The following is a 14,003-nucleotide window of genomic DNA, read 5'->3' as shown; positions in this document are numbered from 1 at the left end:
GACCGCCGTGATCTGGCACAACGACCACACCGGACAAGCCACCCTCCGCTCGCTCACGACGTACGATCACTGACCCCTTGGAATTGATCATCTAGGAGACCTCGTTGGCCACAGGCACCGAACCCCACACCGACACGGGCGTGCACGGCGCCTCGCGCGCCGCCATCGCCCCCCGCCATCTCAGGACCGACGGCTGGTGGCTGGCACCCGCCGCCACCGCCGCCGGTCTGCTCGCGTTCGTCGTCTACTCGACCTGGCGGGCCTTCGCGAACAGCGACTACTACGCCGCGCCGTACGTGTCGCCGTTCTACTCGCCCTGCCTCGCGGAGAACTGCGAGCCGATGAAGGGCGGCCCCAACTGGGAGATCTTCGGCAGCTGGTGGGGGCTCTCCCCGGCGCTGCTGATCCTGATCTTCCCGCTGGGCTTCCGGCTGACCTGCTACTACTACCGCAAGGCCTACTACCGGGGCTTCTGGGCCTCGCCCCCGGCCTGCGCGGTCGCCGAGCCGCACAAGAAGTACACCGGTGAGACCCGCTTCCCGCTGATCCTCCAGAACATCCACCGCTACTTCTTCTACGCGGCGCTGCCCGTCGCGGGCATCCTCACGTACGACACCGTGCTCGCCTTCCGCGACGAGCACTACGCGTGGGGCCACATGGGTCTCGGCACCCTGGTCTTCCTCGTCAACATCGTGCTGATCTGGGCGTACACCCTGTCCTGCCACTCCTGCCGGCACATCATCGGCGGACGGCTGAAGCACTTCTCCAAGCATCCGGTGCGCTACCGGCTGTGGGGCTGGGTCGGCAAGCTGAACGAGCGTCACATGCTGCTCGCCTGGGCGTCGCTGATCAGCGTCGCGCTCGCCGACTTCTATGTGTATCTGCTGGCCACCGGTGCCTTCGACGACCCGCGCTTCTTCTAGGGACCCAAGGAAGGTGCCAACTGATGACCGATCTGGAACGGCAGCAGTGGGACGTCGTCGTCGTGGGCGCGGGCGGCGCGGGGCTGCGGGCCGCCATCGAGGCGCGCGAGCGGGGGGCCCGTACCGCCGTGATCTGCAAGTCGCTCTTCGGCAAGGCGCACACGGTCATGGCGGAGGGCGGAATCGCCGCCTCCATGGCCAATGCGAACCCCCACGACAACTGGCAGGTCCACTTCCGCGACACCATGCGCGGCGGGAAGTTCCTCAACCAGTGGCGGATGGCGGAGCTCCACGCCCAGGAGGCGCCGGACCGGGTCTGGGAGCTGGAGACGTGGGGGGCGCTCTTCGACCGTACGAAGGACGGGAGGATCTCCCAGCGCAACTTCGGCGGACATGAGTACCCGCGGCTGGCGCACGTCGGCGACCGAACGGGCCTGGAGCTGATCCGGACGCTCCAGCAGAAGATCGTCTCGCTGCAGCAGGAGGACAAGGCCGAGTTCGGGGACTACGAGGCACGGCTGAAGATCTTCCAGGAGTGCACGGTCACGCGGGTGCTCAAGGACACGGCATCCGGCAGCGGCCCCGCCGCGGGTCGGGTGTCCGGCGCCTTCTGCTACGAGCGCGAGTCCGGCCGATTCTTCGTGCTGGAGGCACCCTCGGTGGTGCTGGCCACCGGTGGCATCGGCAAGTCCTTCAAGGTGACCTCGAACTCGTGGGAGTACACGGGCGACGGGCACGCGCTGGCGCTGCTCGCCGGGGCCCCGCTGCTCAACATGGAGTTCGTGCAGTTCCATCCGACCGGCATGGTCTGGCCGCCGTCGGTGAAGGGGATCCTGGTCACCGAGTCGGTGCGTGGCGACGGAGGGGTGCTGCGCAACAGCGACGGCAAGCGGTTCATGTTCGACTACGTCCCGGACGTCTTCAAGGAGAAGTACGCGGAGTCCGAGGAGGAGGGCGACCGCTGGTACGAGGACCCGGACAACAACCGGCGCCCGCCCGAGCTGCTTCCCCGTGACGAGGTCGCCCGCGCGATCAACGCCGAGGTGAAGGCGGGCCGCGGGTCCCCGCACGGCGGTGTGTTCCTCGATGTGTCGACCCGGATGCCGGCCGAGGTCATCCGGCGCCGGCTGCCGTCCATGTACCACCAGTTCAAGGAGCTGGCGGACGTGGACATCACCGCGGAGGCCATGGAGGTCGGGCCGACCTGCCATTACGTGATGGGCGGCATCGCGGTCGAGTCGGACACCGCCGCCGCGGTCGGCGTACCCGGGCTCTACGCGGCGGGCGAGGTCGCGGGCGGTATGCACGGCTCCAACCGGCTGGGCGGCAACTCCCTCTCCGACCTGCTGGTCTTCGGGCGGCGGGCCGGGCTCCACGCCGCGGAGTACGCGTCGGGGCTCGCCGGGGCCGGCCGGCCGGTCGTGGACGAGGCGCAGATCGACGCGGCCGCGGCGGAGGCGCTGCGTCCGTTCAGTGCGGAGGGCCCGGAGCCGGGCGCGGCCCCGGAGAATCCGTACACCCTGCACCAGGAACTCCAGCAGACCATGAACGACCTGGTCGGCATCATCCGGCGCGAGCCGGAGATGATGCAGGCCCTGAAGAAGCTGGCCGAGCTCCGGGTCCGCGCACGCCGTGCCGGAGTCGAGGGCCACCGGCAGTTCAACCCGGGCTGGCACCTCTCCCTGGACCTGCGGAACATGCTGCTGGTCAGCGAGTGCATCGCCCGCTCCGCCCTGGAGCGCACCGAGAGCCGCGGCGGCCACACCCGCGAGGACTGCCCCGGCATGGAGCGCGAGTGGCGCCGGATCAACCTGCTGTGCCGGCTCGTGGACCCCACGGGCGGCCTGGCGGCCACCGACCCGGCGCGCGGCCAGATCGATCTCGTACGGAAGACCACGGATCCCATCCGCCCCGACCTGCTCGCCCTCTTCGAGAAGGAGGAGCTGGTCAAGTACCTCGCCGAAGAGGAGCTGTACGAATGAGCACGTACGACGCTCGGTTCAGGGTCTGGCGGGGCGACCAGGAGGGCGGGGATCTCAGGGACTTCACGGTCGAGGTCCACGACGGCGAGGTCGTCCTGGACATCATCCACCGGCTGCAGGCCACCCAGGCCCCTGATCTGGCGGTGCGCTGGAACTGCAAGGCGGGCAAGTGCGGCTCGTGCAGCGCGGAGATCAACGGGCGCCCGCGGCTGTTGTGCATGACCCGCATGTCGGTCTTCGACCGGGCCGAGACCATCACGGTGACCCCGCTGCGGGCCTTCCCCGTGGTGCGCGATCTGGTCACGGACGTCTCCTTCAACTACGAGAAGGCCCGTGAGGTGCCGTCGTTCGTCCCGCCTCCCGGGCTCGCCGCGGGCGAGTACCGCATGCAGCAGGCCGACGTGGACCGCTCCCAGGAGTTCCGCAAGTGCATCGAGTGCTTCCTGTGCCAGGACACCTGCCATGTGGTGCGTGACCACGAGGAGAACAAGCCGGCTTTCGCCGGCCCCCGCTTCCTGATGCGCGTCGCCGAACTGGACATGCACCCCCTGGACGCGGCCGCCGAGGCCGGCCTGGACCGCAAGCGCACGGCCCAGGAGGAGCACGGCCTGGGCTACTGCAACATCACCAAGTGCTGCACCGAGGTGTGCCCGGAGCAGATCAAGATCACGGACAATGCGCTGATCCCGCTGAAGGAACGGGCGGTCGACCGGAAGTACGACCCGCTGGTGTGGCTGGGGAACAAGATCCGGCGGCGGGACTCCAGCTCGTAGAGGGCCGCAGGGACCCGGCCGGTCCGGTGCCGGGGCCGTCCGGGTCCGGTGCCGGTGCCGGTGCCGGTGCCGTTCCGGTGTCGGCACCCGCCCGGGTCCGGGGCCCGGGCGGCGCCGGTATGTGGTGCCCTGGTGGCGCGGTCGTACGTTCACCGGATCCCCCCGTCAGAAGTGCCGTATGGTCTCCCACCGTAGACGCCACCACCGACAGTGACGGTCACAGCCCGTGACGATGGCGATCACACGCCATCACGAACGGCGATCACGCCCCGTACGCGGACGCCGATCACGCCTCGTACGCGACGGCCTCGGCACGGGCCAGCCAGGTCAGGTACCAGGCGGCGAAGCTCCCGCCCTTCGGCACGATTCCGCCGTCGCAGGCCCGCACGTCGTCCCAGACCGTGCCGCGGTGCTCCCCCGTGATGACCAGCAGCGAGTAGTAGCCGCACCCCTGCTCGCCGATGAAGACCGAGCCTGCGGTCTGGGCGTCGTACAGCTCCTCGTAGCGGTCGTCCCAGGCCCGGTGGGCACGCCGGAACTCCTCCTGGTCCGGGTAGTCGTCCGGCTCCGGCTCCTCGTCGTCGTAGGCGTCCAGCAGTCGCTGCACCTCGTCCGGGGCGAAGGGCATGCCCGCGTCGGAGACGGCCGTGCTCATCCCCTCGTACGCAAGACCGACTCCGCGCCAGGCCCAGCGGCCGTCCTCGCACAGTGGTGTGGTCAGTCCGTAGTCGGGCCCTGCGCCGCCCGCGCCGACCGTCAGCAGAAAGCTCCGGTACTCGGCCGGGAGCTCCGTGCCCAGCTCGGTCTCGAGCGCGCGTACGTCCTGCTCGCTCATCGGCGGCTGGAGCTCGAAGCCGTGCCCCCGGGCGCCGAAGACCTCGCGCGCTCCGCCGTGCTCGCGCAGCGCGGTCACCCGCTCGCGCGCCCCGGCCCATATGTGCTGTGTCCCCTCACCCATGCCCACCAGGCTAGGGACGAGACTCCGGGCGGGCCCGCGATTTTCGGCTGAGCCCGGGGCCCGTCCGGTCGCGCGGAGCAAATAGCGGACATAACCTCCCAAGCGTGACACGAATAGCCGCCCGGGTTCTGCTCGCCGTGCTGGTGGCGGCGTGGTGGCTCATCGTGCCCGCCGTTCAGGGCGCCCGTGCCGAGGATCCGGTGCAGTTGTCCCGCGAGGGCCAGATCACCGACCGCGTCGACGCGCTCGGCGACCGGGAGGACCAGGTGGCACAGGCCCTCGACCGCCTTTACGACGACCAGCGCATCCAGCTCTTCGTCGTCTACGTGCACGACTTCTCGGACCGCCCGGCGCAGAGCTGGGCCGACCAGACCGCCACGAAGAACGGGCTCGGCCGGAACGACGTCCTGCTCGCCGTCGCCACGCGCGACCGGCAGTACGCGTACTCCGCCGATGCCGACTCCCGCATCACACAGGCGCAGTTCGACGATGTCGCGCAGACCGCCATCGAGCCGCCGCTCCGTCGGAACGACTGGGCCGGGGCCGCGATCGGGGCCGCCGACGGCTACGACGCGGTGCTCGCGGGCCGGCCCGTGCCCACGCCGGCGATCACACCGGGGAATCCCGATCCGGGCGGCGGGGACGGCACCTCCGCCTCCGACCTGATCGTTCCGGTGGCCGTGCTGGGCGGTGCGGGTGCCGTCGCCGCGTACGCGTACAGCAGGCGCAGACGCCGGGCCGCGGAAGGCACGACCCCGCGCGGCGGGCAGGGTTGGGGCCGGTCGGACGAGCCGTCGGCGGCACACCCGTCGACGCCCGCGCCGAAGCCGCTCCCGGAACTGGACGCGCAGGCCAAGCAGAGCCTGGTGGACACGGATGACGCACTCCGTACGAGCCAGGAGGAACTCGGCTTCGCCACGGCACAGTTCGGCGAGGAGGCCGCGAAGCCCTTCACCGAGGCGGTGGCGTACGCCCACAGTGAGCTGACCGCGGCGTTCCGGTTGCGGCAGGCGCTTGACGACGCCTACCCCGAGGACGATGCGACCCGGCGGCAGATGCTGGACGAGATCATCTTCCGCTGCGCGGAGGCCAATCGGCGGCTGGACGCGGAGTCGGAGGACTTCGACCGGCTGCGCGCCCTCGAGGAGAACGCGCCGCAGGCCCTGGCCACGGCCGAGTCCGCGTACCAGGAGCTGAGCGGAAGGGCCGGTACGGCCGAGGCCACCCTCACCGCCATGCGCCGGCGGTACGCCGAGTCGGCCGCCGCGCCGGTCGCGGGCGACGTCGAACAGGCGAAGGACCGGCTGCTGTTCGCCTCGACCACGCTCGACCAGGCGCGCCAGTCCGTCGACGGGGGCGACAACGCCGCGGCCGCCGTCCACATCCGCGCCGGGGAAGGGGCGGTCCACCAGGCCGAGCGGCTCATCGACGCCGTCGACCGGCGTGCCCAGGAGCTGGCGGAAGCGGCCGGAAAGCTTCCGGGTGCGCTCGGCGAGACGGAGGCGGACCTGGCAGATGCCCGCGGGCTGCTGAAAGGCACGGCGGCAGGGGTGTCCACGGCCGATCTCCAGGGCCGGATCGCCCGGGCGGAGACCGTGGTCGCCGATGTGCGGCGGGAGACCGACGCCGGACCGTACGACCCCATCGACGCGCTGCGCCGGGTCGAGGAGGCGGACGCCGTGCTGGAGGAGGCCCTGGCGGGCGCGCGGGAGCGCGAGGAGGGCGCGCGGCGGGCCCGCGCGCTGCTGGACCAGGCGACGCTCATGGCGCGTTCGACGATCGGGGCGGCCGCGGATTTCATCACGACGCACCGCGGGGCGGTCGGGGCCCGGGCCCGCACCCGGCTCGCGGAGGCGCAACGGCGGCTGGAGCGGTCGCAGGAGCTCGCGGGAGCGGGCGAGGCACCGGCCGCGCTGGTCGAGGCGCAGCAGGCGGACTCCCTCGCCCGGCAGGCCCAGAGCTTCGCCGAGCAGGACGTCCGCTCGTACGGGAACCCGTTCGGGTCGGGCGGTGTACAAGGAGGTGGAGGCGGGCTCGGCGGTGCCGTGCTCGGCGGAATCATTCTCGGCGGCCTGTTCGGCGGCGGGGGCGGACAAGGAGGGGGCGGGGGATTTGGCGGAGGTCCGGGGGGCGGCGGCTTCGGCGGCGGTCCGGGCAGTTTCGGCGGTGGCGGCACTCGCGGCCGGCTGGGCGGTGGCGGCCGTTTCTGACGCGGTTCTGTTCCTCCTTCCACTCCGACTCCGATCCCGGCTCCGGCTACGGCGCCCACCGACTCGTATTCCGCTTCCGCACAAGGAGAAGTGCCATGACCAAGCAGACGATCCTCGGCCGTGTCGCCCAGCTGGCGAAGGCCAACATCAACGCGCTCCTGGACCAGGCCGAGGACCCGCAGAAGATGCTCGACCAGCTGATCCGGGACTACACGAACAACATCGCGGAGGCCGAGCAGGCCGTCGCCGGCACCATCGGCAATCTGCGCCTGATGGAGCAGGACCACCAGGAGGACGTGGACGCGGCCAAGGAGTGGGGCGGCAAGGCGCTGGCGGCGAGCAGGAAGGCCGACGAGCTGCGGGCGTCGGGGCAGACCGCGGACGCCGACAAGTTCGACAACCTCGCGAAGGTGGCATTGCAGCGGCAGTTGCAGTCCGAGCGGGAGGCGAAGACGGCCGAGCCCACGATCGCCGCGCAGACGCAGGTCGTGGACAAGCTCAAGTCCGGCCTCGACCAGATGAAGACCAAGCTCCGCGAGCTCCAGGCAAAGCGGGACGAGCTGGTGGCCCGGGCCAGGTCGGCCCAGGCGCAGAACCAGATGATGGACGCCGTCAAGAACATCGACGTGCTGGACCCGACGAGCGAGCTGAACCGCTTCGAGGACAAGGTGCGCCGGGAGGAGGCGAAGGCGAAGGGCAAGGAGGAACTCGCCGCCTCGTCGTTGGACGCCCAGTTCGAGCAGCTCGACGCCCTCGACGACAACGCAGAGATCGAGGCCCGTCTGGCGGCCCTCAAGGCCGCGTAGCGGCACGGACGCGGGGCGGCACACCACCGGGCGCAGTCCCGCCGGGCCGCGGGGCGTACGACGCGGTCCGCCAGGGCAGCGGCCCCCGGGACGCGGTGTACCAGGGCCCGCGCCCTGGTCCGGGGCCCCGGTCCGGGTCAGAACATGCTGAGCAGCTGCTCCACACTCGGCTCGGACGTCGAGTCGCCGTCCGGCAGGGCGAGTTCGAACCACACGGTCTTGCCGCGCGGGGTGCGGCGCGAGCCCCAGGCCGCGCTGAGCAGCCCGACGAGCTGCAGTCCGCGGCCTCCCTCGTCCGTGTCCCGTGCGCGCCGCCGTCGCGGCTGTACGAGACCGGCGTCCCACACCTCGCAGACGAGGGTTCGGTCGCGCAGCAGCCGCAGGCGGATCTCGCCCTCGCCGTAGCGCAGCGCATTGGTGACGAGTTCGCTGACGAGCAACTCGACCGTGTCGACGAGCGGTTCGAGCTCCCAGGCGACGAGCTGGGCCCGGGCGAGCTCCCGGGCGCGGCCCACCGAGCGGGGTTCGCGGGGCAGCCGCCAGTCGCCCACGGACTCGGTCTGCATGCCCTGGATCCGGGCCATCAGCAGGGCGATGTCGTCCTCGCCGTGCCGGGTGTCGAGGGTGCCGAGGACGTGGTCGCAGACGTCCTCGAGCGGGAGGTCCGATTCGGTGAGCGCCCGGCGGAAGGCGCTGAGGCCCTCGTCGAGGGGATGGTCCCGGGACTCGACGAGTCCATCCGTGTAGAGCGCGAGCAGCGCGCCCTCCGGGAGTTCGACCTGGACCTCCTCGAAGGGCTCGCCGCCGACGCCGAGCGGCATCCCGGGCGGCACGTCGAGCAGCAGCGCCTCCTCGCCGGGTTCGACGAGGACGGGCGGCAGATGGCCGGCGTTGGCGAAGGTGCAGCGTCTGGTCACCGGGTCGTAGACGGCGTAGACGCAGGTCGCGAGATAGACCTCGGAGAGCTCGGGGCCACGGGACTTGTGGGCGACGCGGGACGCCTGCTGGGCGCCGCTGGGGGTGCCGAGCCCGCGGGCGATCTCGTCGAGGGCGGAGAGCACCTCGGCGGGCTCCAGGTCGAGCAGCGCCAAGGTCCGTACGGCAGTGCGCAGTTCGCCCATCGCGACGGCGGCGCGCAGTCCGCGGCCCATGACGTCGCCGACGACGAGGGCGGTGCGGTGGCCGGGGAGTTCGATGACGTCGAACCAGTCCCCGCCGACCTCGGTCGCCGTGTTGCCCGGGAGGTAGCGGCAGGCGATGTCGAGGCCGGCGGCCTCGGGGTCGCCGGGGGGCAGAAGGCTGCGCTGGAGGATCAGGGCCCGCTCGTGCTCGCGGCGGTAGAGGCGGGCGTTGTCGATGCAGACCGCTGCACGGGCGGCCAGCTCGACGGCAAGCGCACGGTCCCGCTCCCCGAAGGGCTCGCTGCCCTTCGCCCGGGAGAACTGGACGAGCCCGACGACCGAGTCGTGGGCGACCATCGGCACGGCGAGGGTGGACTGGACGAGGCTGCCCTCCTCGCCCGGGATGGTCTGGACGCGGGCGGTGCGGAGGGCGACGGCGCTGGCCGAGTTGAACGAGTAGCGGTGGACGGCTCCGACCCCGGGCGAGGCCGGCGTTCCCGCACCGGAGCCACTGGCGCCGTGGGACCCGTCGGACTCGGGGGACCTGCCCGTCCCGCCGGAGCCGTCGGCAAGGACGGCGTCGGACACGGCACTTGCGTAGGCGACCCGGCGCAGCTCGGCGCTGCCGCCGCCGAAGCCCTCGGGGTGCGCGGAGCCCCAGCGTCCGGGCGGGGCTTCGTCTCCGGTGAGGAGCCCCTGGTAGAGGTCGACGGAGGCAAGGTCGCAGAAGCCGGGGACGGCGACGTCGAGGAGTTCGCGGGCGGTGGTCTCCAGATCGAGGGAGTTGCCGATCCTGGCGCTGGCCTCGTTGAGGATGGCCAGGTTGCGGCGGGCGCTGGCGGCCTCACGGGCGGCGATCTGACGACGGGTGACGTCGGTGCCGAGTCCGGCGACGCCGACGGGGCGGCCTGTCCCGCTGTGGACGCGGTAGAGGTTGATGGACCAGTGGCGGCGGTCGGTGCTGCCGGGGGCGGTGCCGACGATCTGCAGATCGGTCACGGACTCGCCGGTCTCCAGCACCCGTCGGAGCGCCGCGGTCATCCGTTCGGCCTCGGGCCGGGAAAGGTAGTCGAAGACGGTGCGGCCGCGGTGGTCCGCCGCCGCACCGCCGAAGACGGTCGCGAACCGCTGATTGGCGCGTACGACGGTGAGGTCGGGGCCGAACAGGAGGAACCCAAAGGGAGATTGGCCGAAAATAGCCTGCGACGAGGCAAGATCGGTCTCTATGCCGCGCAGGGCGCGGACGTCGACGACGATGCAGATCGCGGCGCGCTCGCCGTGGTCCGTCTCGCTCGGCATGACATAGACCTCGGCGAGCCCGTGGGCTCCGCCCTCGCCGGGCATACGGAAGGGGACGAGGCCCGTCCACTCCTTGCCGTCGAGTATCTCGGCGATCTTGCGGTGGCCCCGGGTGCGCAGCTCGGCGGGCATGAATACCTCGACCGGGTCCTTCCCCCTGACCTCGGCGGACTCGATGCCGAACTGCTCGGCGGCGCGCCGGCTCCACTGGTCGACGAGCCCGTCGGGCCCGATCGAGAAAGACGCGACTTTGATGTAGTCGTATATCGAGCCGGGCGGACTGCTCTGCCACACCACGCCGCTCGCCGTCTCAGGTATCTCGCTCACGCGACCGTCCCCTCCAGCTCACCGCACCGGACCGGCCATGCCCGCAGTATTCAGCACTACGGCCTCTGGCGACACGGCGTTCACGATCACAGAGCGATCTCGTTCATTTTGAGCCGAGACCGTGATCGTTGTCCCTTCACACTTCTAACCCGGGAGAGGCAGCTCGAACCACACGGTCTTGCCGGTTCTGCCACGCCGCGTGCCCCACCGCCTGGCCGTGCAGGCCACGAGCTGGAGCCCGCGTCCACCCTCGTCATCGGGCCCGGCAGGGCGCTCCAGGGGCGGATCCGGAAGCGGATCGGAAACCTCCACCAGCAGTGCGGAAGGGAGTGGCGCGACCACGCCGTCGGGGTTCGGCCGGACGAGACGGACGCCGATGGGGCCGGAGGCGTACCGAAGAGAATTGGTCACGAGCTCACTGACCAGGAGCACGGTCACATCGCCGACCACGGCGTCCAGCTCCCAGGCGCGCAGAGCCTCGCGGACGGCGTGACGTGCGGCACGTACGACATCGGGCTCGGCAGGGAAGGTCCACTCGGCGACATCGCCTTCGGTGTCGATCACGCCGACCACTTCCCAAGATCAGCCACAGCCGCTGACCCATGTCCGGTTTCGGAGGGTTAATCAGCCCATACCCGATATTTGGGGCAGGCTATCTCCGAGTGGGGCGCGCGGTGGCACGAACGGCGTATCCCGTCAGCTACCCGCGCTGCCCGGGGAGTCCGGCCCGCCCGCGGGGCCCAAGGACCGGAGCGCCGGTCCCGAGGGCAGCCGGCGCACCGCAGCGACGACCGCTGGGCGGTCCTGGGGCAGCCAGTCCACGGCGTCGAGCTCGTCGGGGGCCAGCCAGCGCAGCTCGTCGTGATCCTCCAGCGGGTGCGGCTCGCCCGAGAGCAGCCGGGCCGTCCAGACCTGGAGCACATAGCCGGGACCCAGCGGCCACTCGCCGGGCACCCGCTCGACCGGCTCCGCCTCGACGCCCAGCTCCTCGCGCAGCTCGCGCACGAGGGCCTGCTCAGGGGTCTCGCCGGGCTCCAGCTTGCCGCCGGGCAGCTCCCAGCGGCCGGCCAGTGCGGGCGGGGAGCTCCGGCGGGCGGCGAGCAGGCGCCCCTGGTCGTACAGGGCTCCGGCCACCACGACCCGGGCGGTCACGCGATCTGTCATGCGCCGGAGCGTAACCCGCATCCGAGGACCCTGCCGCCGGGCCCCGGACAGCCCCGCCGCACTCACGTGTGCGCTTCTGCGACGTCAGGGAGTGGTCTGCCCGATGCGCTCCACCCAGTACAGCTGCTTGTGGCCGCGGGCATCGAGGCGGTCGGCGATCTTCTGGGCCTCGTCCTCCGTGGCGTACCGGCCGACGCGATAGCGGTTGCCGTTGTCGTCCTGACGAATGACCAGCCAGGGAAGCACTGCGCCGCTGTCGTTCATCGCACCCCTTCCGCTGCCGGCCTGCATAACTCCCACCGTCCCCAGGAAACCGCACTACGCATATGCCCGAGCTTACGCCTGACCTTTACTCAGCGGATACGTGTTTTCACAAAGAGAGACGGATCCGGCCAACGACGGGGCACACGACGGAGGGCGCACGCAGCCGCGTGCGCCCCCACGACAACCGACAGGTGCTGTCGGCGCCTTACCTCGTGCCGTGCGTCGTGCGTCAGGTGGTGCCGTACGTCGCGACGTAGATCAGTCCGTACGCACCGTCGGCAGCGGCATCAGCACCGGCCCCGAGGCCGCGGGCTCCTTGCGGCAGACGTCCCCGCACTCGGAGTCCAACGAGCAGCACAGGGAGCAGATCGGGCCCGACTGGACAGGGCAGTCGGCAATGTCGGGCAGCTCGTACGCCGTCTCGCAGACCGCGCAGGTATGGGTGGCGGTGACGTCCTCCACGACGACATCGGGCCCGTTCACCGGGTTCGGGCGGGCCAGGTAGTACCTGCCCTTCGTCGCCCAGGCGATCAAGGGGCAGAGGACCAGCGCCAGTCCGGCGGCGATGAAGGTGGAGAAGGCCTCGGCGTACTGCCCGAAGACCCCGAAGAAGGCCAGGATGGAGACGGTCGAGGCGATGGCCATCGCGCCGAAGCCGGCCGGGTTGACGGCGTGGAGGTAGGCGCGCTTGAACTCGATGTACGGCGGGCTGAGCCCGATCCGCTTGTTGATGACGAGGTCGGCGGCCACGGCGGCGATCCAGGCGATGCCGACGTTCGAGTAGAAGCCCAGCAACTTGCCGAGCGCCGCGAACATGTTCATCTCCATCAGCGTCAGGGCGATGGCGAGGTTGAGGAAGATGTACCAGACGCGGCCGGGGTGCTTGTGGGTGATGCGGGAGAAGAAGTTGGACCAGGAGAGCGAGCCGCTGTAGGCGTTGGTCACATTGATCTTGATCTGGGAGACGATCACGAAGACCGCCGCCGCGGGCAGGGCCACCGAACCGAGCCAGGGCTTGAGCGCCTCGACCTGAGGGGCGATCGGCTCCAGGGCGTGCGTCTTCCCCACCGCCTCCAGTGCGACGAAGGCGAGGAAAGCACCGCCGAGCTGCTTGGCCGCACCGATGACGACCCAGCCGGGCCCGGCGGCGAGCACCGCGAGGTTCCAACGGCGCTTGTTCCGCTCGGTCCTGGCCGGCATGAAGCGCAGATAGTCGGCCTGCTCACCGATCTGGGCGATCAGCGAGAGGGCGACGCCCGTGCCGAGCCCGAAGCCGATCCACGAGAAGCCCGCGCCCGCACCCTCCGTACCCCCGAAGGAGGCGAACGCACCCCAGGCGTCCGGCGCTTCGAAGGCGAGCACGACGAACGGCAGCACCATCCCGACGATCCAGACCGGCTGGGTCCATGCCTGGACCTTCGCCAGCGCGCCCATCCCCTTGAAGACGATCGGGATGACGATCAGCGTCGTGACCAGATAGCCGATCTCGACGGGCAGCCCCACGGCCTGGTGCAGGGCCTGCGCCATGATCGAGCCCTCGAGCGCGAAGAAGATGAAGGTGAAGGACGCGTAGATCAGGGACGTCAGCGTGGAGCCGAAGTAGCCGAAGCCGGCGCCGCGCGTGACGAGATCCATGTCCAGGCCGTATGTGGCGCAGGCGCGGGCGATCGGAATGCCCGTCAGAAAGATGATCACGGCAGCTGTGAGGATCGAGGCGAGACCACTCGTGAAGCCGTACGTGAAGACGATCGACGCGCCGATCGCGAAGTCGGCCAGATACGCGATCCCGCCGAGCGCCGTGCCCGCGACCATCGAGGGCGACCAGCGCCGGAAGGAGTGCGGGGCATAGCGGAGCGAGTAGTCCTCGCGGCTCTCGTCGGCAGCGAGTTTCGCGTAGCTGCGCTTGGGCGGCGGCGGTGCCACCGCTTCGGTGTCACGGGTGACCGTATCCGTCATGAGGGTTCCTGTCGTCCGACCGGATTTCGGGTACGGACGAGCAAAGTAGGAGCCGGGCATGACAACTTGACGCTGCGGGCAATTGCCCCGGCGTTACGGGTCCAGGGTCCGCGTTAACTCGTGATCACGCCCCGCGAACAGCGTGTTCGCCCAGCGGTCACGTCCGGCCGGAGCTCGGCCGGACCGCACCTGGAGCCCCGCCGGCCACCGTGGCCCTGCC

General features: G+C 70.8%; 11 protein-coding genes. 5 read left to right on the top strand and 6 right to left on the bottom strand.

What is annotated here, in order from left to right:
• Positions 1–104 precede the first annotated feature (104 nt).
• Genes ACFV9O_RS17055 through ACFV9O_RS17045 form a run of 3 tightly spaced genes read left to right on the top strand, consistent with a single transcriptional unit; the run spans position 105 to position 3,678 of the window.
• Positions 105–923 (top strand): hypothetical protein, encoded by an 819-nt coding sequence (locus tag ACFV9O_RS17055; protein WP_385418191.1) that lies wholly within the window; start codon positions 105–107, stop codon positions 921–923.
• A 23-nt stretch (positions 924–946) separates the two neighbouring features.
• Positions 947–2,905, top strand: a complete 1,959-nt coding sequence (locus tag ACFV9O_RS17050) for a fumarate reductase/succinate dehydrogenase flavoprotein subunit (protein ID WP_385418189.1) — start codon at positions 947–949, stop codon at positions 2,903–2,905.
• Positions 2,902–3,678: a succinate dehydrogenase/fumarate reductase iron-sulfur subunit gene (locus ACFV9O_RS17045; RefSeq protein WP_385418186.1), complete on the top strand. Its 777-nt coding sequence runs from the start codon at positions 2,902–2,904 to the stop codon at positions 3,676–3,678. Before ACFV9O_RS17050 ends, ACFV9O_RS17045 begins: the two co-directional genes overlap by 4 nt.
• Before the next feature lie 286 nt (positions 3,679–3,964).
• On the opposite strand, the gene ACFV9O_RS17040 is transcribed toward ACFV9O_RS17045, so the two are convergent.
• Positions 3,965–4,636: an SMI1/KNR4 family protein gene (locus tag ACFV9O_RS17040; RefSeq protein ID WP_385418184.1), complete on the bottom strand. Its 672-nt coding sequence runs from the start codon at positions 4,634–4,636 to the stop codon at positions 3,965–3,967.
• A 104-nt stretch (positions 4,637–4,740) separates the two neighbouring features.
• Here ACFV9O_RS17040 and ACFV9O_RS17035 point away from each other — a divergent pair, with 104 nt between their 5' ends.
• Positions 4,741–6,846 (top strand): TPM domain-containing protein, encoded by a 2,106-nt coding sequence (locus ACFV9O_RS17035; protein WP_385418181.1) that lies wholly within the window; start codon positions 4,741–4,743, stop codon positions 6,844–6,846.
• A 95-nt stretch (positions 6,847–6,941) separates the two neighbouring features.
• The gene (locus ACFV9O_RS17030) at positions 6,942–7,652 is read left to right on the top strand and encodes a PspA/IM30 family protein (protein ID WP_385418178.1); all 711 of its coding nucleotides are present in this window, start codon (positions 6,942–6,944) and stop codon (positions 7,650–7,652) included.
• Positions 7,653–7,789: 137 nt separating this feature from the next.
• On the opposite strand, the gene ACFV9O_RS17025 is transcribed toward ACFV9O_RS17030, so the two are convergent.
• From ACFV9O_RS17025 to ACFV9O_RS17005, 5 genes are all read right to left on the bottom strand, one after another.
• Positions 7,790–10,399, bottom strand: coding sequence for a SpoIIE family protein phosphatase (locus tag ACFV9O_RS17025; RefSeq protein ID WP_385418176.1), 2,610 nt, complete (start codon positions 10,397–10,399; stop codon positions 7,790–7,792).
• A 144-nt stretch (positions 10,400–10,543) separates the two neighbouring features.
• On the bottom strand, positions 10,544–10,972 hold the full coding sequence (locus ACFV9O_RS17020; protein ID WP_385418174.1) for an ATP-binding protein: 429 nt from the start codon (positions 10,970–10,972) through the stop codon (positions 10,544–10,546).
• A 123-nt stretch (positions 10,973–11,095) separates the two neighbouring features.
• Positions 11,096–11,563 (bottom strand): (deoxy)nucleoside triphosphate pyrophosphohydrolase, encoded by a 468-nt coding sequence (locus tag ACFV9O_RS17015; protein WP_385418172.1) that lies wholly within the window; start codon positions 11,561–11,563, stop codon positions 11,096–11,098.
• 84 nt (positions 11,564–11,647) lie between these two features.
• Positions 11,648–11,827 carry an SPOR domain-containing protein gene (locus ACFV9O_RS17010; protein ID WP_385418169.1) on the bottom strand — a complete coding sequence of 60 codons (180 nt, stop codon included), beginning with the start codon at positions 11,825–11,827 and terminating at the stop codon, positions 11,648–11,650.
• A gap of 258 nt (positions 11,828–12,085) precedes the next feature.
• Positions 12,086–13,783 (bottom strand): purine-cytosine permease family protein, encoded by a 1,698-nt coding sequence (locus ACFV9O_RS17005; protein WP_385418166.1) that lies wholly within the window; start codon positions 13,781–13,783, stop codon positions 12,086–12,088.
• Between the last annotated feature and the right edge of the window lie 220 nt (positions 13,784–14,003).

Source organism: Streptomyces sp. NPDC059909, from assembly GCF_042730885.1.
Lineage (GTDB): Bacteria > Actinomycetota > Actinomycetes > Streptomycetales > Streptomycetaceae > Streptomyces.
Note: the sequence above shows the minus strand (reverse complement) of the source record. Positions and strands in the feature narration are given on the sequence as shown.

What these genes read in the sequence shown, in the direction of transcription:
- ACFV9O_RS17050 (WP_385418189.1), top strand. Translation starts at nt 947, where the DNA reads ATGACCGATCTGGAACGGCAGCAGTGGGACGTCGTCGTCGTGGGCGCG.
- ACFV9O_RS17045 (WP_385418186.1), top strand. Translation starts at nt 2,902, where the DNA reads ATGAGCACGTACGACGCTCGGTTCAGGGTCTGGCGGGGCGACCAGGAG.
- ACFV9O_RS17040 (WP_385418184.1), bottom strand. Translation starts at nt 4,636, where the DNA reads ATGGGTGAGGGGACACAGCACATATGGGCCGGGGCGCGCGAGCGGGTG.
- ACFV9O_RS17030 (WP_385418178.1), top strand. Translation starts at nt 6,942, where the DNA reads ATGACCAAGCAGACGATCCTCGGCCGTGTCGCCCAGCTGGCGAAGGCC.
- ACFV9O_RS17015 (WP_385418172.1), bottom strand. Translation starts at nt 11,563, where the DNA reads ATGACAGATCGCGTGACCGCCCGGGTCGTGGTGGCCGGAGCCCTGTAC.
- ACFV9O_RS17010 (WP_385418169.1), bottom strand. Translation starts at nt 11,827, where the DNA reads ATGAACGACAGCGGCGCAGTGCTTCCCTGGCTGGTCATTCGTCAGGAC.
- ACFV9O_RS17005 (WP_385418166.1), bottom strand. Translation starts at nt 13,783, where the DNA reads ATGACGGATACGGTCACCCGTGACACCGAAGCGGTGGCACCGCCGCCG.